Here is a 25158-nt window from a genome sequence, read left to right on the forward strand (position 1 = left end):
GACACCCAGTTCCTAATTCAGATCAGAGGCTTACGCCACTCCCGCCAACCCTTCAGGACACTTTTGGTGAATAAGGCGGGCTAGAGCTCGGCGAGACGGACAAGGAAATCCGTGTAACGGCCGAACTTCCCGGCCTGGATGAGAAGAATGTGGAGGTGCTGGTCGAGGACGGCGCGCTCACTCTTCGCGGCGAGAAGAAGGCCGAGGTCGAGGACAAGGACCGCGGCTATTCTGAACGAAGCTATGGCCGCTTCGAACGTCGGATCAGCCTTCCGAACGGTGTCGAACACGACAGGGCGAGCGCAACGTTCAAGAACGGCGTCCTGACTGTGACAGTGCCACGCTCCGATAAGCCCGACGAGAGTGTGCGCCGAATTCCGATCAATGGCGGTGCGGCGTCATGAGATAGGCCGGGGGCGCTCTGCTCCCGGCCACCGGCGCTCCGAAGCTCCTGCCCCGGAATTTCAGGAAGCACCATGAGCCAATTTCTCGATTAGCGGGCGGAAACGGGTCTGGTTACCAGACCGTCACCTGGCTTCACGGTCCTGGCGGTGCGCTGCCAGGTCGAGGGCGGTGAGAACACGGTCGATCACTGCTGCTTTGCTCGCGGCCTTTGGAAGTTCGCGAACGGCGAATTGCTGCATCTTCGTCAGATCGTCTCTGGGAATGCTAATCTCGATCGGTAGCATGCCCAACCGTTCGGGATCGACACCCTGTGCGGCTCGGCCCGATGCAAGCAGATGATCGAGCAGCCGCTTACGATCGGCAAAAGTCCAGCGCAGCGCCTCGAGCTCCTGCGGACTGATGGATAGCAACGCGATCGCGAACTCCATGATATCGTCGAACGGCAGGCGCACGCGCGCACCATCCTTGCGGCCGCGTCGCATCCGCTTGAACACCCCTTGATTCACTGAATCGAAATCACGCCGTCGACGGCGTTCCATTCCGTAGGGCGTATCAGCCCTTCATGGGCTATGCGCACAGAATGGAGCGCCGCCTCGATCTCGCGACGCCAGTGGTCGAGAAAATCGAACAGCACGGGAAAGTCTGGAGCGAGATCATATTCCTGCCAGACGAATAGCTGGAGAAGCGAAGGCGCGTCCGGACGATAATAGTGGATTTCCGCAGTCGTCAGGCCATAGCCGCGCAGCTGCGCAATAAATCCCCGGTCGATCACGGCGACGGCTGCGGCCGCTCATGGCCCTGATCAAGCGTGTGCATCGCCGCAAGAATTTCGTCGACTGGGATGGGACGCCTTGCTCCAGGGGGCTTGCGCAAGCCAGGCTGGTTTCTGACCGCGGACCTGTCGGACGCCCAGGACGCCAGAATTGCGCGCTTCACTTCCGGTTCCAGGCTCGGATGCCGGGCAACTTCAAAGGGATGAAGAAAACGGGAAAATGGTTGCGACATTGCTGTGCCTCCTTTCCTTCTCGTCGCTCCATTGTTGTTCGTGGCGCCACGTCCACCGCTGCAAATCTTGGTGCGCGCGTGAGTCGCGTCAAGAGGGCATTCGCGATGACCAAGGCACTGAAATCAGGGCAATTGGCACTCACTCGCGCAGAGTGCCAATATTTTTCGTTGCACCCCTTGAACGGAAAAATCTCCTTTCCTAGCTTCGGAAAGCCTGTCGTTCAGATGAACGAGAGGGCCATCACATATTGTTTTGCATCCGGAGGTTATGCATGCATTTCCGCCCCTTGCACGACCGTGTGGTCGTCCGCCGCATTGAAGCCGAGGAAAAAACCTCGGGCGGCATCATCATCCCCGACACCGCCAAGGAAAAGCCGCAGGAAGGCGAAGTCGTCGCCGTCGGTCCCGGCGCGCGCGATGACAACGGCAATCTCATCGAACTCGCCGTGAAAGCCGGCGACCGGGTCCTTTTCGGCAAATGGTCGGGGACCGAGGTCAAGATCGACGGCGAGGACCTGCTCATCATGAAGGAAAGCGACATCCTCGGCGTGATCGACAATGTCGTCCCGCTCAAGCAGGCGGCCTAGCAGGACCGCCATTCCTCAAGCATTCAGGAAGGAACAAGGAAAGGAGTTAAGCCAAGATGGCTGCCAAGGAAGTGAAATTTGCGTCGGACGCGCGTGATCGCATGCTGCGCGGCGTGGATACGCTTGCGAATGCAGTAAAGGTCACGCTCGGTCCCAAGGGCCGCAATGTCGTGATCGAGAAGAGCTTCGGCGCTCCGCGCATTACCAAGGACGGCGTCACCGTCGCCAAGGAGATCGAGCTCAAGGACAAGTTCGAGAACATGGGCGCGCAGATGCTGCGCGAAGTGGCCTCGAAGCAGAACGACAAGGCGGGTGACGGAACCACCACGGCCACTGTGCTCGCCCAGTCGATCGTGCGCGAGGGCTCGAAGGCGGTGGCCGCCGGCATGAACCCGATGGACCTGAAGCGCGGCATCGATCTGGCGGTCGGCGCCGTGGTCCAGGATCTCGCTGCGCATGCCAAGAAGGTCAGCGCCAACAGCGAGATCGCCCAGGTCGCCACCATATCGGCCAATGGCGATGCTGAAGTCGGCCGCATTCTCGCTGAAGCCATGGAGAAGGTCGGCAATGAGGGCGTCATCACAGTCGAGGAGGCGAAGAGCCTCGCGACCGAGCTCGAAACGGTCGAGGGCATGCAGTTCGATCGCGGCTATCTCTCGCCCTATTTCGTGACCAACGCCGAGAAGCTCAAGGTCGAGCTCGAGGACCCCTATATTCTCATCCACGAGAAGAAGCTGTCCAACCTGCAGGCCCTCATTCCGCTGCTGGAGCAGGTGGTTCAGTCGGGCCGGCCGCTTCTCATTATCGCCGAGGACGTCGAAGGCGAGGCGCTGGCCACGCTCGTCGTCAACAAGCTCCGCGGTGGGCTCAAGGTCGCGGCCGTCAAGGCGCCTGGCTTCGGCGATCGCCGCAAAGCGATGCTCGAGGATATCGCAATCCTCACCGCCGGCAATGTGGTCAGCGAGGAACTCGGCACGAAGCTGGAAAACGTAACGCTGGGGATGCTCGGCCGCGCCAAGAAGATCATCATCGACAAGGACAACACCACCGTCGTCGATGGCGCAGGCGCACGCTCGGACATCGATGCCCGGGTCGCGCAGATCCGTGCTCAGATCGAGACCACGACCAGCGACTATGACCGCGAAAAGCTGCAGGAGCGCGTAGCCAAGCTAGCAGGCGGCGTCGCGGTCATTCGCGTCGGCGGTGCGACCGAAGTCGAGGTCAAGGAAAAGAAGGATCGTGTCGATGACGCGCTCCACGCCACTCGCGCCGCGGTCGAGGAAGGCATCCTGCCGGGCGGCGGCATCGCTCTGCTCCGCGCGCTGAAGGCACTCGACGGTCTCAAGGCGGCCAACGACGACCAGCAGTCCGGCATCGACATCGTCAGGCGGGCTCTGCGCTCGCCGGCGCGGCAGATCGCCGACAATGCGGGCGAGGACGGCGCCTTCATCGTGGGCAAGCTTCTGGAAAGCAGCGACTACAACTGGGGCTTCAACGCCGCCACCGGCGAATATGAAGACCTGGTGAAGTCGGGCGTCATCGATCCGGCCAAGGTCGTGCGTACCGCCCTCCAGGACGCCGCCTCGGTCGCCTCGCTGCTCATCACTACCGAGGCGCTCGTGGCCGAGCTTCCAAAGGAAGATAAGGCCGCGCCGATGCCGGCGATGGATTACTGACCTCCTGGGCGGGAGGGCATGGCCTTCCCGCCCTTGCTCGCACATCTCTCGAATGCAAGCGGGCCTGCTACATCGACTATCTCCCATTTCTGACCGGACCGGAATCAGGGTAGCTTCGGTCGAGAAATTTCGTAGGATGGTGCTGGCAGGAGATCAGAATGCACGAGTTTATCGACAGTTCGGACGACGTGCTCGCCCTCGCAGTCTCAGGCAAGATCACCGGCTCGGATCTTGACGCGATCATGACCCGATTGGACAGCGCGATGGCGCGACACGAAAAGGTGCATATGTTCGTTGAGACGCGGACGATCGACGGCATCGAATTGTCGGGCTTGCCCGCTTACACCGCCCGGGCAATGCCCCTCTTCGGGAAGCTCAACCGCTTCGGACGCGTTGCCATCGTTGCAGATCAGGCCTGGATTCGCTTGGCCAGCCGCCTTGAAAGCGCAATTCTCCCGTTCATCAGCTACCGCGTGTTCGAGCCCGATCAGCGCGCCGAGGCACTCGCCTGGGTTGACCCTGCGAAGACGCAAAGCGGGGCCTGAACACGAGCTGCAGCACTGAGATCGGCCGCTTGGTCCACGATCCCTGCTATCTTGACGCGGGGCGATCAAGCACCGGACATCCCCTCGCAGCCTCGCGATGGATCGCGGCAACCATGGCATTTTGGCGGTCGCTTCTCTCCCGCTGAAAGCGGTCAACCGCCGCTTGCCGCGCCCGAGCCTCATCAACTGTGAGATCCGTCTTTCCCAGATCCGGCAATTCGCTTCCGGCTTTCGCGCTCTGCGCGCGATACCATTGAACGAATTCCTGGGTGAGCTCGGGCGAAAACGCCCCGCCGTGCCGCTCGGCATAAGCAGCCTCCGCTTCGATCGCAGAGGCCATATCCCGGAGTTTCATCGCCGCCGCCTGTGCCTTGGCGGCGCACTCCCGTGGTGGCAGCGCACTCTCCTTTGCCGTCGCAAGGCCACCTTGGGCCAGGAGGGCGCTACCGGCAATGACAACTGCCATCCATTTCATCTCGAACCCCCTCCGCGCAACCTTGCGTTTGACCATTCCTAATCGGGCAAAGCGGCGCGCCGTATGGCCGTTCGGACAGTGCCGCCCCTTGTGAACAAAGATTGAACATGCTAGTGAACTTCCTGGGAGTTCACCATGCGAACCGTGAAATTCGACATCGAAACCTATAATAGGACCAAGGCTTCGGGCACGCCGGTCTGCACGCATGTTGACGAGGAATATTGCGAAATAGGGACGGCTGTCGATCACGATGGCAATCCTACGCTCGGCGGTCGCATCGGCTATGCATTGGCCTATCTGCTCATGGCTGGCTGCGTCGGCTATTTCGTCCTGTTCGTCTAAAGCTCCTCATTCTCGCAGCTTGGGATCATGGAAGAAGCCATGGTCCCTGCCCCGGTTTACCTCGCTTTGAACATCGACCGCGCCTTGGATGCGTTGACCGCGCATGGATTGGGCAGCCTCACGCGTCAGGTCGATATCCGCCCTGCCCTCTTCGATTATGTCCGCTGCCGTCGATGACTGGCCGCCTCCGGGACCGGCCGGCACTCCGGCTAGCCCGCGAGGCTGGTAGGCCGCCCGAACGTCGGCAGCGCTATCGACGGAGGGATGGTGCACATCGACGAGATCGGGCGCATGGAGCCTGCCCTCGATCTCGGACCGGATCGACGCCTGCTTTTCGTCCATCCAGCGCGTGATCATCTCCTGCCGAACCGCTCGCTGCTGATCGGTCAAGTCGGTCGCCCAGAGCTCCGGCGCGTCGAGCCCCGGATTTGCGACCTGCTGGTGGCGATACCATTGGGCGAGATCCTGACTCAGGTTCTCGCTCAATTGCATTCCATGCGTCTCCGCATAGCTCGCGTCGCGCGAGAGCTGCTGCGACAGCTCATCGAGCCGTCGCGCGGTTTCCGAATAGGATTTCGCCAGAGCCAGGGAATCTTCGGTGCTGACCGACGACGAATCCGTCCTTGAGCCACGGGCGAAGACACCGCTCCGAGCATAGGTGCCTTCCGACGTCGAAGCGCCGCTACCGTTCGCATGCTCGTCACGAACCCCGCTTGACGAGGTGTTGCCGCTCTCACTGCTCCGAGAATCGTCCGTCGTCCAATTCATGGTGTCCATCTGGCTACCCGACTTGGACACATTGATTCCGAGCCCCGGCAGCCCGCGCCCACCCGAGCCTCCGTTGCCGCCACCGCGGCGGCCGCCAAGGCCGGCCGAAAGTGCTCCACCGATCTGATCGGATATCTGCGCTTGGCGATCGTGCCGCCCCGAAACGCGCTCGCTTTGCGAAATCGTCGATCGCTCTTCCAGGCCCTGGGTACTGCTGCCCGTGCGCCGATCGAACTGCTCTACAGAGGCATTCGCCTGATTGCCGCTGCTCGATTCCCAACCCCGCGTATGCTCGGTTGAGCTTCCGAACGTGCTGCGGTTCGCATGGGTCGCGGTCAGAATCTCGTTGGCGGCATTCTCATAGGCACGCGCCTGGCGATGCGCCTCGCTGGCCATTTCGCGCCATTCAGCGACCGATCCCGATGTCATCGTCGGCGTGAACCCAAGGCGCGAGATGGCCGCGGATGTATCATATACCTCCTGGCCGTTGCCGAACCCCGTCACCATGGCGCCATTGTCCTGACGCCACCCGAAGCTGGCGCCGCCGCCCATATAGGTGGGCGCCGTCGACCATTGATCGGCCTGCCGCATGTTCGACGTGGCATTCGCCCAGCTCACGTTGCCATACGAATAGTTGCCGGTCGTCTGTTCCAGCGCCGCCGCTTCCGCAGCGTTCTGCGCCGGCGCGAGCATGGACATGGAATGCCCGGCAATCGACATCGCGCCGCGCGCGAGGCCTGCCGCGAGAAAGGGCACGCTCATAAGCATGAAGCCAGCGATCGTGGCGGTCTCGCCATTCACCGCCCCGATCCCCGCATAGCTTGCGAGCGTAACGCCGCCTTCCGCGACGCCTGTCGCTGCCGACGTCGCCCGCGTCATGCAGATCATGTGAAGGATGACGTAAAGCGGCCCCCATGCGGCGAGATAGAAGAACCCTGTCACATAGCCCTTCAGCGTCGAGACGCCCGTCTGAGGCATCAGGAAGAGCGGGAAAACGACCGGGAACATGGCGAAGAAGACCACCGTCAGCACGATGTTCAAAATCGGAACCCATGCCATCGCCTGCTGAGCGATCGAATTATAGGTGTTGCGCGCCTGAATGTCGGCACGGGTCTGCGCGAAGGTGTCGATCTCTGCGGCGCCCGTCCCGCCGGACATCGAATTTCGGGCCTGCATGAAAGCATTGATTGCTGTGTTCTGGCGCATCACCTCAGCAAAGTTGTTGCTCGTGCCCGTGAAGGCCGCACTGACGATGGGAACGTCGTGTTTGAGCTTGTCCGCCGCCAGAGCGTTGCTGAGCTTGGGATAGACCTCCTTGCCCCAAAGAGGCGCGTTGGCCTCGATCATTGGACCCCATTGCGCGTCGAGCGCCTGGTACGCCTGCCGGCAAGTGATGATGAAGCTGTTAACCGTTCCGTCACCTTGTCGCTCAAGCCATTGCTGCGATCGGGCTTCCGAGCCCGGCCCGACCGCAGCCCAGAGATCGGGCGCCTTCGCAAGATTGGTCAGCGACTTCTGATAAAGCATCACATCGCCGAACAGGCAGTTCTTGAAATGGTTTTCGAGGTTGGTCGAGAACTCCGCATCGCGAATGATGAAGTTGCGCGTCGCATCGAACAGTCGCGCGCCATACACCATGCCGTTCGTCGAGTAGTTGAGCTCGCTCGGCATGACGAAGACGGTCTCGGCCGTCCGCGTCAGCCAATCGCCCACCTGTGTCGTGAAGCTCGCAAGCACCCCCAATCCCATCGGTACATTGTCGACCGTCGATGGCGTCAGGCCCGGGTTGATGCGATCCGTTACCTTGATGTCCACCGTCGGGACCATCAGGCAAAGATAAATGGCCGTCGCTTGCAGGAACCAGTTCAGCCACGCCTTATAGTTGAGCGTGAAGGCCACCACGAGCAGCGAATAGATGAGGCCCATGACCATGACGACGCGGATGAGCGAGCGATAGCCACCGCCTCCCGACCACGCCGCGACTGCGTTGAAGATGTTTACGAGATACTCGCCGCCACCAACCGTGAAGACCTCAAGCATCGGTCTGCCCCCGCGCCTAGTTCAGACCCTGTGCGTTGAGGCCGCGCGAAAAGTTCAGCGCGGCCGCCATACCGGGCGTCATGGAATTCTGGAGCGTCGATTCCAGCATAATGCTTCGGTTGATGATCTGCATCGTCACCTGGAGCTTGTTGTTCAGCCGGACGTCCCGTTGGCTGAATTTCGCCCGGGTAGACGCGATTTGCTGTTTCCACTGCGTCGCGGTCTCTTGATCGAAGGTCTGATAATGAACCTTCGCCTGCTCGACCCGGTCGAGCATATTGTCGAGCATCGCCGAAAGCAGGTCGACGGCGACGATCTCGGACAGCGTCTCGATCTCGCCTTCCGTCAACGCATAATGCGCATAGGCCTGAACTCCCAGGATCTTATAGATCGGAACCGTGGCGAGGTTGAGGAGCTGCTTCTCGGCGGCGTCCAGCGGAGTATCGGAGCGGATCTTGTCGCTCATCGACCTGATCATCGTGGCGATCCGCGGCCGCAGCGCGGACGAAGCGGGGACGGAGAGCGTCTGCTCCCCCACATCGTAGCAATTCTCGTCGTTGCACTTCAGTATCTTGACGGGCGGCGCGTCGGCCGTGCCATCGAGCAACGCAGTGACGACCGCTTCTTCGGCAGGTCCGAACATCACGACCTTCCCGCCCACGCTCGGATCGGTCGACGGCGTGGTCACGACCGTTCCCACCAGCGTCATGATATATTCGGAGAATGTCTTGTCGAATGCGCCGAACTTCGCCGATTTCTTAAGGGCCTCCCATGTGTAGTTATGCGGTTCTCCGACCAGCTGGTCTTTCATCGACGCGTCTGTGTTTCCCGCGATGGTCGAATCCCGCCTGTTGCCGTTGTTGCAACCCTGGCGGGCTGCCGCCCAGTCCGAGAATACGCCCTGGCTGTTGCCGACGGCTTCGCAGATCGTCGCGCGCGTGGTCTCCATCTGCGGCCAGATTCCGCCGACCAGCGCCTGCGCCGTCTCGCAGCTCGAGATGTTCATCTGATTGAGGAGCTGCGCCTTCTGGCTGAACTCGTCCATCACCTTGCCGATCTCCGGCGAAACAGAATCGATGGCGAGCTTGAAGGCAAAGCCGAGCGCATTGTTGGCGGTCGCCTTCAGCATCGCGATGATCTCGCTGGCATTGATGAAGGAGAAGCTCCCACTGAAGAGGTCGATACCTCCACATCCCGCACGCGCGCTCGGAAGCTGAAGATTGAACGGCTGGACGCTTTTCTGCGGGAAGCGGGTCCAGACATTACCCAGCGAGTAATAGCCCGCCGATTGACCCTGAAACGCCGATGGGCCGGTGACGTTCGCCGCGCCGCCCACGTCCGAAAAGAAGCTGTTCATCTCGGAGGCGACGTCGGCCCGGGCGGTCCCGGTGCACGCGAGATTGGCCATAGCCAATATTCCCGCCCAGGCAGCGGACGAGCGAAGCACACGGCCGATCAAGCCGCGACGGCGAACCTGTTCCATCAGAAGTCGCTCCCCACCTTGGTGTTCGTCAGCGCGAAAATGCGATCCATGATCTCGTCGGCGCTGAGAATCCCATATCCCACCGGAATCGTGCGTTTGGTGACGGTGTCGAACAGTACGAGCGCCGGCGTCTCGTTACCCGGGACGCCCATGCGCGCGCGCTGGCCCGCATCGACGACATAATTTGGAAAATCGCGGCTCGGCCCGCCGTCCATCGAAACCGCCATCACCGCCATGCCGTGACTGTCGGCCACCGATCGCAGGATCGGTGAAAACAGGTCGCATGCGCCGCAGCTCTGCGCATAAAAGTAGAAGAGCCCGTAGCGTTGGCTAAGGTTCGCCATAACCGCATCGCGATCGGCGCGCCGGTTATCGAGCCAGGCTCGCTTGCCCACCGTCGAAACAGGCCGCTGCAGCGTGTAGTCGAGATCGGGGTTCTGCCACAGCGCGCGCTGCCAGGTGTCTGAGAAGGTCGAAGCACGGTCGAGCTGCTCGCGCTGAAATCGGACGTAAGCGATGACATTTTCCTCGGTCGGATCGAGGATCGCCCGTGCCTTGAGCTCGTCGAGCTGGCGGGTGATGGCGGACATGCGCTCGACCGCGCTCGACGGGACCGGGACGGCTTGCTTCTCCGGCTCCGTCGCTCGCGGCTTGCTGCAATAGAACCATTGACCGAGCCTGCGTTCTGCACAGTAAAAGTCATCGCCGGCATCGGCCCGCTCGACGCCATCCGACGCTCCATCGCGCGGCTGGGCCGCCGCGGGAACAGCCAGGCCAGCGAGCGAAAGCGCCAGAAGCGGCGCCGCCATGATTGGATGCATGGACAAACTTCCTTTCTGATAGATGCTCTCACCCACGAGCCTCATGCGCGGGAGGGAACGGGAAAGGTCGGCCGCGGCGGAGACGTCCGTAGGCGCCGCGCCGGTCGATTCCACCGAAACGCTGCGCATCGCGTCCTTGACCATGCTATTTGCCGTGCAGGTCATAGTACCCCTGAATTTTCAGCTGGATCTGGGTCATCGTCTCGACTTCGTCCGGAAGCCGCGCGGCATCGACGAACTCGGCATAGACCTCGGTGAAATCCATGAGGGAAAGGTCGAGCCTGGCGAATTCCTCGATCGTAAAGCCAAGGCACTGCTCCTTCTTGGGAGCGCCCCAGGGCTTGCTGAGCTGAATTCGTCCCTGCTCCTGCAGGATGCGGCTGAGCTTGCTTTCAAAGCAGCAATAGGCCGTTCGCCGGGTCTTGCAGATTCCGAGAAAGCTCGACGAACAGTAAGTGCCGACCTTGTGGCAGAAGCCCATACGATCCTTGATGTCGAGCTTCATCTCGTCCTGAGAGCATGCGAAGAGCGCGAGGAACGGCGTGGCGAGGGCCGCGATCGCGCCTGGGCCGCCGGCAAGCGCGGCTGCGCCCGCGCCCACGCTCAACAAGCCGGACACCTTGCCGGCACAGCAGTTGATCAGCCCGAATACCGGCTTGTGGCAGGTCTCTCGCGTGCCCTGGAAAACCGTGAAGTTGTTCTCGTCGAACTCCTTGCCGGCCTGGTCGATGGAGTGAAGAGCGACCAGCGCATCCTTGAACTCGGTCGACGCCTCGCGCACGATCGGCTCGCAGTCGCCATTGATGCAATAGACGTCGTCTCCGCAGATATATTGCGGTGCATCGGTCACCGCGCTGCCGGGTGTCGGGCAGCGGTAGACCCGCTCCTCAACCTTGCAGGCGCCATCCCGCTCCTCGTCGAGGCATTCGGTGCGCAGAAAGGAGCAGCTTCCGTTCGCTTCTAGATCGCCGCAATCGTTTGCCGGCGTGAAGCGATGACACACATAGTCGCGTTTCCACGCCCAGCAGGCTTGCGTCACCGGAACGCCGTCGATGATCCGCGTTTCAGGTCCTTCCGTGCAAACATCCCCGCCAGGCTGCAACGAACACATCTCATCGCCGGCAAGACTGCCGCAGCTGTCGACCCTTCTTGTTACGACAGTGCTCGTGCTGCCCTTTGCATGCCACGACGCCCCGGTGAGCGGGCTGACGCTGAGCGCGACCGGCAAATCCGCCGTGCATTCATATTCCGTCGCATAATAATCATCGCAATATTTGTTGTCAGGCCAGGGCCAGCCATAGTCGCGATGGGCAGCGCAGGCCTGTTTCCGAACGCCTGTCGGCTTGCAGACTCCTGAGGAAATATGAGGGGCAATGGCGGCATAGCGCGCGAACGGGGTTCCATATGCGCTGTCGGGCACCACATAGTATTTGTAGCTATCGACGGTTTGCACCTCGGGCACCATGCGGATGGTGCAGGTCTCGGGCCTGTCCTCGACCTTGGTGCCGCTGTTGCAGGTCGCCTCGTAATAGCCCTCAGATCCTGAGCCCGGCGGGAGCGGGACGCACGAGCCGGAGCTGCCCCCCATGCTCTCCCCGGCGAGGTAGGCCGATGGATCATTCTCGACGGTCGTGGCGCGAGCGGTTGTCTCGAGGATCTCGGAATTGCTGAACGTCGGCCGTGTCCGGTCCGCGTCCGTGGTGATGCGATACTGCTCGTTCGACGCCTTTGTCGCCGCGGCTTCCGCTTCCATTCTTTCCGGATCGTCGAAATAGGCGCCTTGCGGCAGCGCCGTGCCGCCATAGCCCGGCACCGCTTCCGCGCGGGCATTGTCGGTCGGCACCAGCGTCGTATCCTGCCGTTTCTCATTGGCGAGCGAGCGCCCTTCCTGGCGGGCCTCCTCGACCGACATCTGGGCAGAAGCGGGGGAGGCGGCGGCAAGACCCGCGATAAGCAGCATCAGCGAGAAGCGGACGCTCACGGCAACGCTCTCCTTAGATTGGAGAGACCCACCGCCGCCACGCGCGCGCCCGGACCGTTGCCCTCGGCGAACGACGACAGCGCATATTCGACGGTCACATTGCCGATCATCCGGTCGTGAGGCGGGACCTTGGTTCGGCATGAAAAGCCGGCGCAAAGGTCGAAATCCGATGAGACCGCGACGTAGGTCGGCACCGCCTGTACGTCGAAGGCGCGGAACAGTCTCGGGTCGATGCCGATGTTGGCGAAATCGTCCTCCCGGTCGACGATCTTGCCCAGAGCCTGCGAGAACTCCTTCATCGAATTGTTCGGAAAGCCGCGGAAAACGACGACGCCCCCTGCCCTCGCCGTGTCCTCGATAAGCTGGCGAAGCGCCTTGGGGGGCATCGAGAGGCTGGCGAACGCGATGAGCTGCGGCGCCTCCCCGCCGCCGACTTTGGCGTTCGTCGCAGCACCCTGCACGATTTCATCGAAGTCGACAGCCCCTGCAGGTCCTTTCGGCAGATCCGTCGCCGCGACGCGCCGCATGTTTTCCATGCCGCTGTCACGAACGGTAACCGCCTCTTCCCGAAACGCGTCACCGCGGTCCTTGATCTGATCGACGAACGCCTCGGCATCCGCCTGAAGGTCCGCCGATCGCTTCTTGATGGCCTGAACATCGATGCCATCGACGGTCTGGGCCAGGAGAGCGGTCATGCTGGCGGCTGCGACGAGGCCAACGGCGCCCAAGATGAGAAGTCGCATCGCTCCCTCCTTCACAGCACGCAGCAGTTGCGCTTGCGCCAGACCAGATAGCCCATGTCCTCGCCCCCCGCGGGATAGGCACGACCGGCATCCGGCGGCATTGTCGAAGCTCCGATCGCCGAGCAGGCGAAGCGCCCGCTCACCGTCGGAATCGGATTGGTCATCTGAAACCGGTACTGCTGTTTGCGCATGACTGGCATGAGGTACTTCTTGCACAGCCCTTCCGAGCCCATCGTGCCCCAGGCGAGCGCCTGCCGGTGCATCTTGTAGGCAAAGCGCGACAATGCGAGCCGCGAGGACTGGACATGGCCGATCGACGCCGGGATGTTCCCGTTCAGGGGATACATGGACCCCTGACAACCTGCGCACCAGAATAGCTGGTCGAGCGGCAGGTTCACCGTGCCGGCGACGCAGTCGCCCGCACAGGCTGCCTTGGCGAGCGGATTTGCGAAAATGATCGCTTCGGGGTTGATGAGCGCCGCAAGCGAGTCATCCTGCCAGAGCGGATCGACCTCGGTCATATAGGCGATGTCGAAGCTCGCCTGCTCGAAGCAGACGAAATCCGTAAGGATCTCCATCCAGTAGAGCAGCGGATAGACATACCAATGCACATGCCATTTGGCCGTGCTCTGCGACCTGCCGCCGACCATCGAAGGGCCGGCCAGATAGCCCTGACCGATATCGAAGCCCGGAGCGATGCGCACTCCGCCAAGATTGGGAAAACACCAGGGCTTCATGGTGACGTCCGCCAGGCGGGCAGGCTCCCAGAAGCCCACGGAAATGCCGATGCGCGGTAGAGGATCTGCACAGGCGCATATGGGAGACGCCGGGTTCTTCGTGTCGGGTCGGCCGCTCGGCCAGATCTTCAATCCGCCCACCGACAGCGGAAACAGGCATGACCAGCAGACGTCGGTAATCGGGTTGACGAACTTCCCATTGCAGGTGGGACCGGCAGCCTCGGCGCGTGGCGCCAGCATGATGGCGAACAGGACGACGAGAAACGTGCCGAAAATCGGTCGAAGTCCGCGCATCATTCTCTCTCCGCCAGTTGATCGAGATACGCCGCGTCGGCGCGCCGCTTCGCCCGAAGGTAAAGGACCGTGACCACGAGCGCTGTGGCGAGCAGCACGGCGATCAAACAGGGCGCGGCTCGGCCGATGCGACCGCGCAGCTGGTCGAGAAGAGTCACTGCGCCGGCCAGGGTGACGCAGAGAGCGAGCCAGGACAGGCGCATGGTCCTTAGCCTCGCCGTCTCGGGCGCCGCCATCGGCGTTCGGAGCATGTCGAGCCACAGCGCCATCAGCCGGACTTCCCTGGCTTCAGCACGATCTCGGAAACGCGCATCGTCCTGCCGTTTTGGCTGACCACCGCAGGCGTATGCTCGATCCCGAACGTTGCAGTGAGCTTGCCTTCCTGGTCGAAATAGAAGCGCCGCTTCTTCGCCGTCATCGCATCGATCGGCGAACCGTTGACGAAGATGATCTTGGCCTTGAGATCCGTATAGCGCGAGGTCGCCCACGCGAGTTGCGTCGCATCGTCGCCGTCGACGAAGACGAGGTCCTGCTTTATCTCGACGAAATCGAGCGGATTGATGCGATGACCGGCACCCGCAATCAGATTACCCTTCTGGTCCCGAATGTCGCGCTCGATCGCGATGGTCGGATCATAATCCCAGCTTCGCGCCATGCGCGCCGGAGTGATCCCGTCGACAGGCTTGGGCCGGCGAACTCTCTGTTCGACCCTTCTGGCAAACTGCTCGTTCATGCGGGCAAGCTCGCCGCTGCCCTCCGCCCGCCGCAGCCGCGCCTCGATCGTCGCCAGCAGATCCGGCTCGATGATGGGAAAGACCTGGCCGACATGGCCATAATCCCTGGCTTCGCCAGGGATAGGGCCGATGAGGAGCATGGCCGCCGCGAATGAAGCGATGCCGGCACCGCTTGTCAGAACAGCTTTCACAGGATCGGCTCCCCGGTTCCGATGACTTGCCGGCCGCAAACAAAGCCGATCTCGGCATAGCGACTGTCGAAGCCGTCCTTGTGCGGCGTCGCCGCGAAATAGCAGCCTGGGGGCACGACCCCCGTCGCACCGGGCACAAGGCGTTCGCCCGCCTTGGTGAAGGGCTTCATGCGAACAGTCGGAACGCCGTTGATCGTTACCGTCATGCCGTCATGCGCGATCACGTCTCCCGCGACAGCATAGACCTTCTTTCCAAACATCCTTGGCCTGGCGCCAAAATGGCGGCGCAACAGCGCGCTCGCCGGCGGATCGAAAAATATGAACTCTCCCTTGGCAGGCAGGCGGCCCCGCTCGATGAGGAAGGCCCAGTTCGGCAGGGAGTCCGTCGTATTGACGAGGAAAAGGTGGTCGTCGCTCCAATCTGCCAGCCCTGTCAGGGCAACGCTTCCGCCGACGAAGGCGCCAAGCAGAAGCCAAAGCTTCGGGTTCGGTCGCCAGCCCCGCTTCGCCGCGTCATTGACCGCCGCTGCCATCGGGACCTCCAAAGGTTGAAACGGTGGCAGCCGGCGGCTCGTACTGGGGCGCTGACGCGGCCGGCGCCCCGGGCATCATAGGCGCCGGTGCCATGGGATCCGGGTATCCGACCGGCGCCGCGGGCTGCGCCGTCATGGGCTGCTGCGGCTGTGCCGCGAGCATGGCCTGCTGCTCGAGCTGCTGAAGCTCCAGAGCCGATGCTTGCTTCGGCCGAGCAACGCCGGATGCATAGACCGCCTCCTTCAGCTTGTCGGTGATGTCGGGGACATTCTTCGTGAGAACGGCTTCCCCGACGAGCACGATCTCACCGCCCGAGCTTCGCCGCTCGAGCTCCTTGTCCAGCGATGCCATGAACTTGCGCATCTCCGCCTCGACTTGCGCCGGCGGAGAGGTGGAGCGCGCTTGTGCCTGGACATACTCGCCGACGATCGAGGACAGCCGCGCGGAAACGATCCGCTCCTGCTTGGGCGTGATCAGCGCCTTTGTGACCCACATCCCCCATATCAGGACACCAATGACCAGAAGGCCCGCGACGATCTGAACGGACGAGAAGCCCGCGAAAATTGCGCGCTTCGCTGCGGCCGCCGGTTGGGGCGCAGGGGACGGCAGGTCGAGCTCGGTCTGTTCAGCCATGATCAGCTTTTCCTTCGGGCAGGGCCGCAGGCACGATCTTCTCGCGGCGCAGAACGATCAGTCCGGCGGCAATCAGGAGATGTGCGGCGATGAAGATGTTCTTGAATGACGCGATGCGGTCAGGAGACGCGGCGACGTAGCGGGCCGTCAAATTGTTGAGCTGGTGCATGAGCCCATCGAGCGAGAAACCCCCGAGCGCCACGAAGAAGAGCGCGAACAGCCCCCAGGTCAGCAAGAGCGTCGATGCCGTGAAGCCGATCAAGTGCAGATAGAAATGGAGCAAGCTCCGCAGGGCGGGCTGTCGCCCGACCGCGATGTCCGCGCCATTCCTCCTGTGCGCTGCGGCATCCATGGCCTACTCCGCCGCCTCGGCAACGTCGACTTGCTCGTGCGACGCCCACTTTTCCGGATTGCCGGGGAAGGCGACCCGTTCGATCGCCTCATCCATGCTTAGCCCTCGCGCGACCAGCGCCTCGATCGCCGCGTAGATAGCCGGGCTCGACGAATAGACGGTGGCCGAGAACGGATCGAGCACCAGCCTGCCGACGGCCAGGGTCTCGGGGCCCTTGATAAGGATGTCGGAATATTCGCGGCCGTTGATCTTCAAGGACCGCAGCAGCGCGTCGGTATAGTCGTCCATCTCAAAGCGGTCGTGCTTCTTGAAGTCCGCGATTGTCTCGGGCTTCTGCTGGAGAATGACGAACCAGTCGGAGTTCTCCAGCGCCGCGACGGACCCGGCCGACTTATAGTAATCGTTCAGGGACTGCGTCGCCGTCACCAGCGCCGCGCCATATTTCCGGCAGGTGCGAGCATAGGTCTCGATGAAATCGGCCATCGCACCGCCGCGCAGCATCTGCCACGCTTCATCCAGAAGCAGCGCCTTCGGGACCGAACGATCGACTTTGCGCATCATCTGCTGCGACATGAACATGATCGCGGTCAGCACGACGCTGCGCAGTTCCTCGCGGGATGAAAGGTCGGAGAGCTCGAACACCGTGAGCTGCGCCGACAGTTCGAACGATACCTCGCCCTGGAAAAATCGCCCGTACGTCCCTGCCGACGAAAAGGGGCGCATGGCGATGCCAAGATCCATGGCAAGGCCATTTCCGGTGGCTTCGAGCGCAGCGATCACGTCGTCGATCGAGCCCTGGCGTCCCTTTTCGCTCCAGACGCTGTTAACGGCCCCGTCGATGAGGCCACGCTCGGTATCGTTCAGCCGGTCGATGTGGCGCGACATCTGGTTCACGATGGCTTTGAGCATCGCCATGCAGTCGAGCAGGTAATCCTCGTCGCTGCGGGCCAGCTCCTCATCGATCATGCTGAAGGGGTTGAGGCAGAAGCCGGACGACATCGTAAATTCGACGAACGCGCCGCCCTGGAGCTTGGCGGAGTGCTCGAAGGAGCGACCGTCGTCGATCACGACGACGCGCGCGCCGGCACCGCAAAGGGAGGCACAGAGCTCCTGCAGCGTCACGGATTTGCCCGACCCCGATTTGCCGAAGACGGCGACATTGTGGTTGCCCGCCGCATTCTCGAACGGACTCCAGAAGAAGGGTTGTCCACGCCGACCGATGAGCATGAGATGCGGCACCTGGCCGCCGAGATACTCGCCCTGGATCGGGGCCAGGTTCGCCGCCGTTGTCGTGAGCAATGTGCGCATCCGCTTCATGCGCTCGAGGTCGCGTGCAAGCCCGTTCGCCATTGTCATGGGCATGGCGCACAAAAGGCCCATCACCTGCAGGTACCGATCGTCGAGCAGGTCCCAGCCCGCTGCGCGATAAACCGATTTGAGCACGCGTTCGTTGGCGTCCCCCCTGCCCTTCGGCGAGAAGGAGGTCACGCTGAAGAAGACACGCACCAGCTTGCGCCCCTGGCGCAGCTCGTCGTTGACGTAACGCCATTCCTGGCTTTGCTCGCGCAGCTGCGGCAGGAAGCGCGCCGACTTGGAGTCCGCAAGGCTCGTGGTGCGCATGAACTTGAAGCTCGCCTTGTTCGACGATGCCAGCGGATCGGGGAACTCGACGCACAGATTTGTCGCGACCGGACATGGCATCCTGAGCTTGTCGGTGAACATGTCGCCAATGAGCCGGGCGACATCCCACGGCGCCCAGCGGCTCGGCAGGTTCCGGACCGAGAATGAGCGAACGTCGAAGACGTCCGGCAGAATCTCACCGATCTCGGGCGCCTCGTCCACCGTCGCCCCGGTTGGCCGAAATCGCTCGGTTCTGAGCAGCATGCGATCGGGCTCGATGTGAAGCTCCACATCCCGGCGCACCGCCTGGTCCGCAATCGGATCGAGCGGATTGTAGTTGACGACGTCCTCCCCCGCCGCAGTGGTCGGCGAGGTTATGTCGTCGATCCACCCGATGAGGTCGGTCGGATCCATCTTGCGGGCCGGCACATTGATCGATGCGAGGGCCGAGATCAGACCGTCCATCACCGCCACGATTTCCTCGACAGACACGCTCGAGGATTCCGGGGTCGAGTAGGAGATCGCCACACGGTGGTTCCGCAGCGAGAATGGCGCATCCGCGGAGAGCGAGCGCCACACCCCGTCGGTCAGGAAGTCGATGCGGTGCTTCGCCATGCGCTCGTAGACGCCGCGAGCCGAGTAGCGCGGAAGATACCAGCGCGAGAGACGCTCGGACACGCGCGGACTCATCCACTGGTGGAATTGCAGGCATCCCGGCGCGGGGATCGCTTCGGAAAGGAACTGGGTGAGGATCTCCCCTGTCCGTTCGTCTGCACCGATCAAGGGAGCTGCCTCGATCACAAAGCCCCGCGACGCGCTGTTGTAGAACACGCCCGTCTTTGCGTCGAAGCTGCGATAAGGGAGCCAGTCGGCCAGCATGGGCACGCCAAGCTCCGGCCGATCCGCATCGGGACGCTGGCTGTCGCCGAGGATCCCTGAAAGAAGGCTCTCGAAGAAGCCGCCCTTCCCCGCCATCTCAATGATCCTCCGGCACTGAGGCGGGGAAGTCCGCGGCGCGAACGGTCGGCGCAGATAGGTTCGGCTTCGAGGCGACGGGAGTGCCATCAGCGGCGGCATCACGCGCATCCTTCGCAGCGGACCCGGCAATCTGCCGATAGGCGGGATCGCTTTTCACCCGTTCGACGGCCTTTTCGCCCGCCGCAGAGATCGTCGTCGGCGGCGCCGCAGAAGCCGCCGGCTCCCTCGCATGGCCGCCCGCCGGCGCCCCAGAGGGGGACAAGGGCGCCGGCGAGGCGGTTACGGATGGTGCGTGGGCAACACCATCCGCGGGGGCTGCGGCTGCTGGGCTTTTTTGCTTTTGCGCGAGCCGCGCGGCGACATCCGCCTTGATTGTCTCGAGCGGGTCGCCTCTCCTCGCACGCGCGGCAGCGACGGCATCGGGATCCGGCGCAGCAGGATCCCCAACACCAGGCGACCCACCCGGCGGGTCGACGCGGTCGACGGCATCGGCCAGACTCTCCGGGACCCCTAGCGCGTAGTCCAGACGCGCATTGGATGGGACGGTCTGCGCAAGGCTCTGCTGCCATTCACCGCTCGCGACGACCGCATGTATGGCGCTTTTCTCATGCAGGCGGCCGCGCTCGTCGATGTAGGGCTGGAAGACGATCCTGAGCACCTTCTCGCGCGTCCGGGCTGGATCGGCGGGGACAGTGGCGGCGGTCCGCCTCGATGAGCCAAGACGGCTCCGATCCCTGGTGGAACGCGGGGCAGCGTCAGCCGGAAGCGCGACCCCTTCAGCTGCATCTGCCGTAATCATGGCAAGCGCGCGGTCATCGATCGTTGCGCTCGGCGCGCAGACGCCATCAGGAGCAGCGCAGGAAAAGTCGCCGCGCACATTTCCGCCGAGCGCTGCGCAACCTCCAAGCGCAAGAGCGGTCGAAAGCAGCAGCGGCGCGCCGAGACGGCGCCAGGGGCTATGCAACGCAGCGTTTCTCATGACCGCGCCTCCCGAAGCCATGCTTCAAGGAAAGCCCGGGGGCGATATCCTTCGATCATCGCGCCATCGCTACGCACGATGACGGGAGTGCCATTGAGGCCGTTCCGCTGCGCGAAGGCCTCGTTCGCATCGAGGCCGGCCGTGTTGCACGAAGCCTCGCCCTTTATCGGCTGCCCGGCATAGGCGGCATGGAGCGCAGCCTCGCGGTTCTTGGCGCAGTAAACCCGGTCGGCGAGATCCCGGCTTCCCAGCACCGAGATCGGCCGCTCGACCACGCGCACGTTCATGTCCTTGAGAACGCCAGTCAGCGCCCGGCAATAGCCGCAGCGAAAATCCGAAAAGACCGTGACGGTCGGGCCCGCCGGATTCCCCCAGACGATCGCGCCATCCTTCGGCAGGCTCGAGAGCGAAAGCGTTCGCGCCTTGGCGGGACTTGCCGGCCGCTCGAGCCGTGCAGGTGCTGCCGCCAGCTGCTGGCCCGCCTCCTCCTCGCCGCCGGCGGCAAGCGCGTTTGCCCGCGCGGAGGAGCCGACCAGCATGTCGGGGTTCATCTCGAGCAGGCGCGCCGCCGTTATGTCCTGACGGGTCTGCATGTCATAGACGCGCCCGATCACCAGATAGCGGGCGCTGGTGTCGACATAGAATAGGTTCTCGCCCGCGGTGATCTCGCACAGGCCCGCAATTTTGCCGCAGTCGATCGCACTCACGGCAGTCTTGGGTAACCGCGCCTTCAGGAGCGCCTGCACCTGGCTTTCGGCGCTGCCCACATCTGCGGCCAGCGCGATGCCCGCGACGCTCAGGGCCGCGCCGGTCGCAACCAGAAGGCGCGATCGCCGAGTGAGCGAGCGGACACGATCAATTGCGGACATAGACACCCTCCAAGAAAACAATTTCGACATCGATCCCGGTCGGCATTTCGATCACCGGCTGATATTGCTCGGCGCGCTCGATCAGATATTTCGACACCATGTCGCCCGACTGCGCGACGCCTTCGCCAAAGCCGCCTTCGAGGATTTCGCCCGTCGAAAGCTTGTCGCGCTGCCCGTTCGTGGTGATGTTCGTTCCCTGGAACACGCTGTTGGCATTCGCGGAGAAGCCGCGGCCGAAGCCGCCGGCGAGCCCGGCCAGGAACGCCTGGGTGACGAGCGAGCCCTCGCGGGACACCACCCTTCCCCGCACGCCGGTCTTGCCGCCGAAGGCAATGAATCCCTTCACCTCCGACACGGCGTAGCGGCCGCCCGGCTGCGGGCAGGTCATCTTTTGCAGCTTGACGTAGACTTTCTCGCTCGAAAGATCGCCGCGCGCCGCGCCGTTGATGAGACAGCCTTCGATCTTGGTCGTAAGCAGCCGGCCGTTCTGATAGACCGAACGCGCGGGCCCCGTAACGCGGAGCACCACCGGAAGCGGGTCGGTCTGGCTGTTCACGCCGGCGCTCGCGTCGACGCCGACGATCACCTTCGCCCTCGCGAAGCTGTTCGGCGGCAAATAATTGACGCTGTCCGTGTAGGTGGTGTTGCCTTTGGCGACCCGCGTGGCGTTCCCCGTCTCCGCCGTGTTGAAGCTGACAAGCTTCACCTCGCTTGCGGTGCCCACCGGTCCGCGCGCCGCGGCGCCTGGGGCACCGTCGGGACGCTGGTAAGCCTGCGGTCCGTTCGGGCCGTAGAGCGCCGCCGGGCCGGGCGCGGGCGGCGTGGCGGCCGGGCGCGCATTGATCTGCCGCCGCAGCTGCTCGTTCTCGGCTTGATAGGCCGACAGCACGCGCTGGCCGTCGGCCTGCATTGCCTGGTTCTGGCCCTTGAGCGCCTCCACCTGGGCGGTCAGCATCTCCAGCCGGCGGTTCTGGCCGTCGATCGACTTCAACTGATTTTCGGTGGACTGGAAGCGGTTCTCCGAGAGCGCCATCCACTCCTGCTGCGAGAGATTGCGGTTCACCAGGTCCTTGGTCGAAACGGTGACCTCGCTCGTGCCGTCGTCGGCGAGCTTGTCGCCCTTCTCATCGCCGCTGAAGATCCAGAACGAGGAGAGGATCAGGCCGGCGCCCGCCACCCCGGCCAGCAGCAGGCGCTGCTTGCGGCGAACGGCTTCGTTCGCGGTGAGATCGCTGGCGACAGGAGATACGCCCTCGTCCGAAGCCCCATCAAGAGCGGGACGCTTGCGATTCAGGAAATCGAATAATGCCATGTCCTCACCTTCCGTTCTGGGACACGAGGTAGGCGGTGGTGACCTTGCCCGGAGCGAGCTTGCTCTCGGCGATCGACACGGCCAGGGCGCTCGCTGGAGCGACCATCGCTTCGGTCAGCTCGACCTCTGACGGACCCTTGTTCTCGATGCGCAGGACCTTGCCGCTGAGCTCCGAACCGCGATATTCCGCGATCATCTGCACCTTGAGGGTGCCAACATAGACCGGCCGCAAGGCGCGCTGGCGCATCTCGTAGCCGTCGGCGACCGCATTCGAATACATCGCCTGCACCAGCTCGACCGCGGCATCGTGGGTCCCGAGCCTCTCGGCCGGACCGTTCTCCGCTGCGCGTTCGTTTGCGATCGCCGGATTGGAGACGAAGACCTGGGCGGCCTGGTCGCCGCCGATCCGGCAGACGAACTTGTAGACATAGCCGCGCTTGCTCGTGGCGAAGAAGGAGAGCGCCGGGCGGGCAAATCCGTCGGGAACGGACAGGTAGATGTCGCCGCGGACCGGCTCGTTGACGACCGAGAAGTCATCGGTCGGATTGCCGGTGGAGATCTTGGAGACCGACGCGAACTCGTCTTCGACCAGGCTGATACGCGTCAGGTCCTTGGCGGACGCCTGGCAGTCGACCTGGCTGCTGTCCGCCGCCATGATGGTCTGATCGGCCCAGGCGGGCTGCGCGCTCAGCAGAACGGCAATGCCTATCAGCGCAGCGCCCGTGCAACGGCTCAGATGACAGTTGACGCGCGAGAGGAAGGCGGTGCCCGCAGCGGCACTGCCGACGACATAGACGGACATCATTGATCCTTCCCCTGCTCGGCCGTCACCATGCCGAAGCCGATCAGCTTCAGGGACAGGCCGGAATATTCCCAGTCGTACCGAAAGGTCCGCCGCTCGTTCGAGATGACCCGATTGCCGACGATCGTATGCAGACTGCCCGTCACCTCCGAGCGCAGCCCCTTCGTGTCGAGCTCCATCTTTTCGATCGTGAAGAACTGCGAAATCGAAGATCCACGCTGTTCGTTCACGATCTTGAGCAGGTCCGCCTTGACCTTGCCCTGGGAGGCCGGCGCCGTGATATCGAGCACCGCGTTCATCCAGTATTCGAGGTTCTGCGGGCTGCGATTGAGGGTGAGCACCACCGTGTCGCGCGTGATCATCTCGAGATATTCGCGGCTGACCCCGGCGGAGCTTACCGTGACCGGCGATCGCAGGATCGGCTGCAGCACGATTTCGCGGTCCCGCGACACCGTGAAGATAAGCAGCAGGATCGTCAGTGCGCAGAGGCCGACGGCGACGATCGCGAGCAGATTCCGCTGCCGCAAGACCCGCTGGCTGTGCGAATGGCTGTAGGAAAGTTCCATATCACCCCGCCATCAATCGAAGGTACGAGGGTGGCGTGGCTCTCAGACCGGTGAAGCCGGCCGGAAGAAACCAGTAGGCCAGATGGAGAAGCCATGACGTCGCCCGGCCTGCCTTCGCTTTTCTGAGACCCCACCAGCCCGCACCCGAAAGCAACATGCCGATGAGGATGTGCTGAGACAGAATCCCCCAGACGAAGGGGATGACCATCGCCAGGAACTCATCCAGGGTCCACAGCCCGATCAGCTCGGGATCATCCAGATGAGTCGGGATGACGTACTTATCCGCCGCCATTGCACCACCCTCTCCTTGGGTCGGTCAAAGCTGCTACTTCGCCCGACCGCAGGAATGATCAGATCGTCGCGGTGACCGTCGACGTGACGATGGGAATGCCCGTGCCGGCGCCGACGCCGACACCGACCGGGATGGCGATCTGGCCCATGGAGAAGCGACCGGAGGCGAGCGCGACGATGCCGCCCGCGAGCGAAAGCACCGTGATGATCTTGCCGCCCGAGCCCTCGAGGAAATCGGTGAACTTGTTGAGCGCCGTGTCGAAGGTCGTGTCGGCGCCGGCGAATGCCGGACCGGCGAACCAGAAGGAGGCGAACAGGAGGGCGGCGATCACGACGATCGCCAACTCTGCGCGCCCGGTCTCTTTCAGGACTGACTGCATGTTGGGTTCCCTTCAATTGGAGACGCGACGAGAACCGCGCCCAGGGAAAGCTGACCAACCCGCGGCCGGGTCGTCACGGGCAGCCGGGGTGACGGGGGAAGAATCTTTCGCCGATCGAGGCCCTGCCCCCGAACGCCGGGCGGCCTGCCCGCTCATTCGGGGCATGGCGCCCCGGATTACGGGGCAGACTGGCCCGGAATGCGGGACAACTTGCCCCGGAAATTGCGGCGCTGGTGGCGTCCCGGTAGACTCGGGGCTACGACTCAGCAGATATTAACCATCGAGACTCCAGGCTCCGTCGCAGTAGTCAGCGCCATGCTGCCTTTCAGGAAGAAGGATTCATCTCGACGTGGGGACGACGGCCGCCGAACACGAAGGCTTTGTGCTCGATGTCTCCGGATATCTCTTTCGGCTGACCACCGAGTGCCTGCGCCTATTCTCCAATGAGACGAACGAGCATCAGACGCTCGTATCGCTGGTCGCGGCGCGGCTCGCCGAACCGGGTGCCGCGGGCAGGCATGAAGTGCGCACGATGCGCGAGCATTTCGCGGCGATTCCGACCCATGGCGACGTGAAAATCCGGCTTCCGCTCTCTGATGCGAATGCCCAGGCGCTTGAGGAAATGCGGCAGGCTCTCGGCCGCCGCCTCGACACCACACTGACGATCGGCGACGCGCTTTCGGCGCTGCTGTTCGACTATGTCGTCGAGCTCAAGACCTCGCAGATACTGGACCGGTTGTCGCTTGAGCAGCGCCTTGACGGGGGCGAACCGGGGCGCACGAGCACGCGGCTAAACTAGGAAATCGCCCGATCTTCGCGAGCTATATCGCGGTATCTGCGCTGGAATATTGCGCTCACTCTGGCTCCAACGACGCTTGCAAAGCGGGATTCACCGTGTTTGCCTTGTCCCCTAACGGGGAGGTTCGGGGGCTAACCTCTCTTATTCACGACGCTCGGTTTCGGGCCCGCTCTGGGCATTTGCTGCGGCTGGCTGTATTGCGCGGACGACCGGCAT

At 63.1% G+C, this 25158-nt stretch carries 28 protein-coding genes and 1 pseudogene; 6 read left to right on the forward strand and 23 right to left on the reverse strand.

Features of this window, described 5'->3' with window-relative positions; translation table 11 throughout:
• Positions 1-104: 104 nt before the first annotated feature.
• Positions 105-404: pseudogene (locus K7W03_RS20920) on the forward strand (Hsp20/alpha crystallin family protein); the annotation flags it as partial.
• Between the two features lie 123 nt (positions 405-527).
• On the opposite strand, the gene K7W03_RS20925 reads toward K7W03_RS20920, so the two are convergent.
• Genes K7W03_RS20925 through K7W03_RS27925 form a run of 3 tightly spaced genes read right to left on the reverse strand, consistent with a single transcriptional unit; the run spans position 528 to position 1410 of the window.
• Positions 528-899, reverse strand: a complete 372-nt coding sequence (locus tag K7W03_RS20925) for a hypothetical protein (protein ID WP_223308157.1) — start codon at positions 897-899, stop codon at positions 528-530.
• An 8-nt stretch (positions 900-907) separates the two neighbouring features.
• On the reverse strand, positions 908-1177 hold the full coding sequence (locus K7W03_RS20930) for an usg protein (protein ID WP_020818485.1): 270 nt from the start codon (positions 1175-1177) through the stop codon (positions 908-910).
• A complete protein-coding gene (locus tag K7W03_RS27925; RefSeq protein WP_021224284.1) occupies positions 1174-1410 on the reverse strand; it encodes a hypothetical protein in 237 nt (78 codons plus the stop codon). Before K7W03_RS27925 ends, K7W03_RS20930 begins: the two co-directional genes overlap by 4 nt.
• Before the next feature lie 272 nt (positions 1411-1682).
• On the opposite strand from K7W03_RS27925, the gene groES reads away from it, so the two are divergent.
• From groES to K7W03_RS20945, 3 genes are all read left to right on the forward strand, one after another.
• Positions 1683-1997 (forward strand): co-chaperone GroES, encoded by a 315-nt coding sequence (gene groES / locus K7W03_RS20935; protein ID WP_037485676.1) that lies wholly within the window; start codon positions 1683-1685, stop codon positions 1995-1997.
• A gap of 56 nt (positions 1998-2053) precedes the next feature.
• On the forward strand, positions 2054-3673 hold the full coding sequence (gene groL / locus K7W03_RS20940; RefSeq protein ID WP_020818487.1) for a chaperonin GroEL: 1620 nt from the start codon (positions 2054-2056) through the stop codon (positions 3671-3673).
• A 158-nt stretch (positions 3674-3831) separates the two neighbouring features.
• Positions 3832-4218, forward strand: a complete 387-nt coding sequence (locus K7W03_RS20945; protein ID WP_020818488.1) for an STAS/SEC14 domain-containing protein — start codon at positions 3832-3834, stop codon at positions 4216-4218.
• Between the two features lie 46 nt (positions 4219-4264).
• Here K7W03_RS20945 and K7W03_RS20950 read toward each other — a convergent pair whose 3' ends face one another.
• Positions 4265-4693, reverse strand: coding sequence for a hypothetical protein (locus tag K7W03_RS20950; RefSeq protein ID WP_125445839.1), 429 nt, complete (start codon positions 4691-4693; stop codon positions 4265-4267).
• Between the two features lie 135 nt (positions 4694-4828).
• Here K7W03_RS20950 and K7W03_RS20955 point away from each other — a divergent pair, with 135 nt between their 5' ends.
• Positions 4829-5035 (forward strand): hypothetical protein, encoded by a 207-nt coding sequence (locus tag K7W03_RS20955; protein WP_020818490.1) that lies wholly within the window; start codon positions 4829-4831, stop codon positions 5033-5035.
• Between the two features lie 6 nt (positions 5036-5041).
• On the opposite strand, the gene K7W03_RS20960 is transcribed toward K7W03_RS20955, so the two are convergent.
• The 19 genes from K7W03_RS20960 to K7W03_RS21050 form a co-directional block, all read right to left on the reverse strand.
• Positions 5042-7843 carry a conjugal transfer protein TraG N-terminal domain-containing protein gene (locus K7W03_RS20960; RefSeq protein ID WP_020818491.1) on the reverse strand — a complete coding sequence of 934 codons (2802 nt, stop codon included), beginning with the start codon at positions 7841-7843 and terminating at the stop codon, positions 5042-5044.
• A 16-nt stretch (positions 7844-7859) separates the two neighbouring features.
• The gene (locus tag K7W03_RS20965) at positions 7860-9326 is read right to left on the reverse strand and encodes a conjugal transfer protein TraH (protein ID WP_020818492.1); all 1467 of its coding nucleotides are present in this window, start codon (positions 9324-9326) and stop codon (positions 7860-7862) included.
• Entirely contained in the window at positions 9326-10147 is an 822-nt protein-coding gene (locus tag K7W03_RS20970; protein ID WP_025160430.1) for a conjugal transfer protein TraF, read from the reverse strand. The genes K7W03_RS20965 and K7W03_RS20970 overlap by 1 nt, the downstream gene beginning before the upstream one ends.
• A 145-nt stretch (positions 10148-10292) precedes the next feature.
• Positions 10293-12107: a conjugal transfer protein TraN gene (locus tag K7W03_RS20975; RefSeq protein WP_029986356.1), complete on the reverse strand. Its 1815-nt coding sequence runs from the start codon at positions 12105-12107 to the stop codon at positions 10293-10295.
• A 17-nt stretch (positions 12108-12124) separates the two neighbouring features.
• A complete protein-coding gene (gene trbC / locus K7W03_RS20980) occupies positions 12125-12871 on the reverse strand; it encodes a type-F conjugative transfer system pilin assembly protein TrbC (RefSeq protein ID WP_020818495.1) in 747 nt (248 codons plus the stop codon).
• An 11-nt stretch (positions 12872-12882) separates the two neighbouring features.
• Positions 12883-13905 (reverse strand): conjugal transfer pilus assembly protein TraU, encoded by a 1023-nt coding sequence (gene traU / locus K7W03_RS20985; RefSeq protein ID WP_020818496.1) that lies wholly within the window; start codon positions 13903-13905, stop codon positions 12883-12885.
• The gene (locus K7W03_RS20990; protein WP_020818497.1) at positions 13902-14171 is read right to left on the reverse strand and encodes a hypothetical protein; all 270 of its coding nucleotides are present in this window, start codon (positions 14169-14171) and stop codon (positions 13902-13904) included. Before K7W03_RS20990 ends, traU begins: the two co-directional genes overlap by 4 nt.
• Positions 14171-14776, reverse strand: coding sequence for a type-F conjugative transfer system protein TraW (gene traW, locus K7W03_RS20995; protein WP_021223066.1), 606 nt, complete (start codon positions 14774-14776; stop codon positions 14171-14173). Before traW ends, K7W03_RS20990 begins: the two co-directional genes overlap by 1 nt.
• Before the next feature lie 47 nt (positions 14777-14823).
• The gene (locus K7W03_RS21000; RefSeq protein ID WP_020818499.1) at positions 14824-15360 is read right to left on the reverse strand and encodes a S26 family signal peptidase; all 537 of its coding nucleotides are present in this window, start codon (positions 15358-15360) and stop codon (positions 14824-14826) included.
• The gene (locus K7W03_RS21005; protein ID WP_020818500.1) at positions 15341-15994 is read right to left on the reverse strand and encodes a type-F conjugative transfer system protein TrbI; all 654 of its coding nucleotides are present in this window, start codon (positions 15992-15994) and stop codon (positions 15341-15343) included. Before K7W03_RS21005 ends, K7W03_RS21000 begins: the two co-directional genes overlap by 20 nt.
• Positions 15987-16346, reverse strand: coding sequence for a hypothetical protein (locus K7W03_RS21010; protein WP_020818501.1), 360 nt, complete (start codon positions 16344-16346; stop codon positions 15987-15989). The genes K7W03_RS21005 and K7W03_RS21010 overlap by 8 nt, the downstream gene beginning before the upstream one ends.
• A 3-nt stretch (positions 16347-16349) precedes the next feature.
• The gene (traC, locus tag K7W03_RS21015) at positions 16350-18941 is read right to left on the reverse strand and encodes a type IV secretion system protein TraC (protein WP_020818502.1); all 2592 of its coding nucleotides are present in this window, start codon (positions 18939-18941) and stop codon (positions 16350-16352) included.
• A 1-nt stretch (position 18942) separates the two neighbouring features.
• Positions 18943-19923: a TraV family lipoprotein gene (locus tag K7W03_RS21020; protein ID WP_048574957.1), complete on the reverse strand. Its 981-nt coding sequence runs from the start codon at positions 19921-19923 to the stop codon at positions 18943-18945.
• Complete coding sequence (locus tag K7W03_RS21025) at positions 19920-20792, reverse strand: DsbC family protein (RefSeq protein ID WP_020818504.1); 873 nt, start codon at positions 20790-20792, stop codon at positions 19920-19922. The genes K7W03_RS21020 and K7W03_RS21025 overlap by 4 nt, the downstream gene beginning before the upstream one ends.
• Positions 20779-22104, reverse strand: a complete 1326-nt coding sequence (locus K7W03_RS21030; protein WP_020818505.1) for a TraB/VirB10 family protein — start codon at positions 22102-22104, stop codon at positions 20779-20781. Before K7W03_RS21030 ends, K7W03_RS21025 begins: the two co-directional genes overlap by 14 nt.
• Positions 22105-22108: 4 nt before the next feature.
• A complete protein-coding gene (locus K7W03_RS21035; protein ID WP_021223067.1) occupies positions 22109-22909 on the reverse strand; it encodes a type-F conjugative transfer system secretin TraK in 801 nt (266 codons plus the stop codon).
• Entirely contained in the window at positions 22906-23472 is a 567-nt protein-coding gene (locus K7W03_RS21040; RefSeq protein WP_020818507.1) for a type IV conjugative transfer system protein TraE, read from the reverse strand. Before K7W03_RS21040 ends, K7W03_RS21035 begins: the two co-directional genes overlap by 4 nt.
• Before the next feature lies 1 nt (position 23473).
• Positions 23474-23764 (reverse strand): type IV conjugative transfer system protein TraL, encoded by a 291-nt coding sequence (traL, locus tag K7W03_RS21045; protein ID WP_020818508.1) that lies wholly within the window; start codon positions 23762-23764, stop codon positions 23474-23476.
• A 58-nt stretch (positions 23765-23822) separates the two neighbouring features.
• Entirely contained in the window at positions 23823-24143 is a 321-nt protein-coding gene (locus K7W03_RS21050; protein ID WP_020818509.1) for a hypothetical protein, read from the reverse strand.
• Between the two features lie 349 nt (positions 24144-24492).
• On the opposite strand from K7W03_RS21050, the gene K7W03_RS21055 reads away from it, so the two are divergent.
• Positions 24493-24942: a hypothetical protein gene (locus K7W03_RS21055; RefSeq protein ID WP_020818510.1), complete on the forward strand. Its 450-nt coding sequence runs from the start codon at positions 24493-24495 to the stop codon at positions 24940-24942.
• The last annotated feature ends 216 nt before the right edge of the window (positions 24943-25158 follow it).

This window comes from Sphingobium sp. PNB (assembly GCF_019873065.1).
GTDB lineage: Bacteria > Pseudomonadota > Alphaproteobacteria > Sphingomonadales > Sphingomonadaceae > Sphingobium > Sphingobium fuliginis.

Coding starts and splice junctions, on each gene's coding strand:
- K7W03_RS21050 (WP_020818509.1), bottom strand. CDS start 24,143: ATGCAGTCAGTCCTGAAAGAGACCGGGCGCGCAGAGTTGGCGATCGTC.
- K7W03_RS20990 (WP_020818497.1), bottom strand. CDS start 14,171: ATGGCGCTGTGGCTCGACATGCTCCGAACGCCGATGGCGGCGCCCGAG.
- K7W03_RS20945 (WP_020818488.1), top strand. CDS start 3,832: ATGCACGAGTTTATCGACAGTTCGGACGACGTGCTCGCCCTCGCAGTC.
- traW (WP_021223066.1), bottom strand. CDS start 14,776: ATGCTCCTCATCGGCCCTATCCCTGGCGAAGCCAGGGATTATGGCCAT.
- K7W03_RS20960 (WP_020818491.1), bottom strand. CDS start 7,843: ATGCTTGAGGTCTTCACGGTTGGTGGCGGCGAGTATCTCGTAAACATC.
- K7W03_RS20955 (WP_020818490.1), top strand. CDS start 4,829: ATGCGAACCGTGAAATTCGACATCGAAACCTATAATAGGACCAAGGCT.
- K7W03_RS21025 (WP_020818504.1), bottom strand. CDS start 20,792: ATGTCCGCAATTGATCGTGTCCGCTCGCTCACTCGGCGATCGCGCCTT.
- K7W03_RS20975 (WP_029986356.1), bottom strand. CDS start 12,107: ATGCTGCTTATCGCGGGTCTTGCCGCCGCCTCCCCCGCTTCTGCCCAG.
- groES (WP_037485676.1), top strand. CDS start 1,683: ATGCATTTCCGCCCCTTGCACGACCGTGTGGTCGTCCGCCGCATTGAA.
- K7W03_RS20950 (WP_125445839.1), bottom strand. CDS start 4,693: ATGAAATGGATGGCAGTTGTCATTGCCGGTAGCGCCCTCCTGGCCCAA.
- trbC (WP_020818495.1), bottom strand. CDS start 12,871: ATGCGACTTCTCATCTTGGGCGCCGTTGGCCTCGTCGCAGCCGCCAGC.
- traC (WP_020818502.1), bottom strand. CDS start 18,941: ATGGCGGGGAAGGGCGGCTTCTTCGAGAGCCTTCTTTCAGGGATCCTC.
- K7W03_RS21040 (WP_020818507.1), bottom strand. CDS start 23,472: ATGGAACTTTCCTACAGCCATTCGCACAGCCAGCGGGTCTTGCGGCAG.
- K7W03_RS21005 (WP_020818500.1), bottom strand. CDS start 15,994: ATGGCTGAACAGACCGAGCTCGACCTGCCGTCCCCTGCGCCCCAACCG.
- traU (WP_020818496.1), bottom strand. CDS start 13,905: ATGATGCGCGGACTTCGACCGATTTTCGGCACGTTTCTCGTCGTCCTG.
- K7W03_RS21030 (WP_020818505.1), bottom strand. CDS start 22,104: ATGGCATTATTCGATTTCCTGAATCGCAAGCGTCCCGCTCTTGATGGG.
- groL (WP_020818487.1), top strand. CDS start 2,054: ATGGCTGCCAAGGAAGTGAAATTTGCGTCGGACGCGCGTGATCGCATG.
- K7W03_RS21020 (WP_048574957.1), bottom strand. CDS start 19,923: ATGAGAAACGCTGCGTTGCATAGCCCCTGGCGCCGTCTCGGCGCGCCG.
- K7W03_RS20965 (WP_020818492.1), bottom strand. CDS start 9,326: ATGGAACAGGTTCGCCGTCGCGGCTTGATCGGCCGTGTGCTTCGCTCG.
- K7W03_RS21000 (WP_020818499.1), bottom strand. CDS start 15,360: ATGGCAGCGGCGGTCAATGACGCGGCGAAGCGGGGCTGGCGACCGAAC.
- K7W03_RS21035 (WP_021223067.1), bottom strand. CDS start 22,909: ATGATGTCCGTCTATGTCGTCGGCAGTGCCGCTGCGGGCACCGCCTTC.
- K7W03_RS27925 (WP_021224284.1), bottom strand. CDS start 1,410: ATGTCGCAACCATTTTCCCGTTTTCTTCATCCCTTTGAAGTTGCCCGG.
- traL (WP_020818508.1), bottom strand. CDS start 23,764: ATGGCGGCGGATAAGTACGTCATCCCGACTCATCTGGATGATCCCGAG.
- K7W03_RS21010 (WP_020818501.1), bottom strand. CDS start 16,346: ATGGATGCCGCAGCGCACAGGAGGAATGGCGCGGACATCGCGGTCGGG.
- K7W03_RS20970 (WP_025160430.1), bottom strand. CDS start 10,147: ATGCATCCAATCATGGCGGCGCCGCTTCTGGCGCTTTCGCTCGCTGGC.